1 protein-coding gene is annotated in these 484 nt (G+C 44.8%); it reads left to right on the forward strand.

Going from position 1 to position 484, the window contains the following annotated elements; translation table 11 throughout:
* The coding region (locus AB3351_RS23565) for a transposase (protein WP_371149549.1) at positions 1–484 on the forward strand (484 nt) is incomplete at both ends.

Genomic DNA, 484 nt, shown 5'->3' on the forward strand with positions numbered 1-484 from the left:
TGACAAAGAAGAAATCGCTTCGTCGGCTTATAGAGCCAGGTTCAAATGTGATTGCCGATTTTACCTGTCAGGTTGGTACGCCACAAAAGCGTTCTGAACATCGGCATCGTATCGTAGAGTTCACAGACCCACAGGGAAACGTCATGCGTGTGGTTACGAATCTATATCATATGGATGCAGAGACGATTGCTTCGATGTATCAGGCCCGATGGGCCATTGAAGTCTTTTTTCGCTGGATCAAGCAGCATCTGAATATCCCAACGTTATTTGGCACGACAGAAAACGCTGTGTTTAACCAGCTCTATGCGGCGCTTCTTGCCTATGTCGTATTCAAAACCTTACATGAAGAACGCAGGCACCATCCGTTGATTCAAGGAACCAGCTTCATCAGTTTTACTCGTCAGTTGTTGGAAGCAGAACTTCGTGTAGAATGGCAGCTTATTTTTCAATCATTCATAAAAAGCTACAAACAGTTGTACGGGAG

This window comes from Aneurinibacillus sp. REN35, assembly GCF_041379945.2.
Lineage (GTDB): Bacteria > Bacillota > Bacilli > Aneurinibacillales > Aneurinibacillaceae > Aneurinibacillus.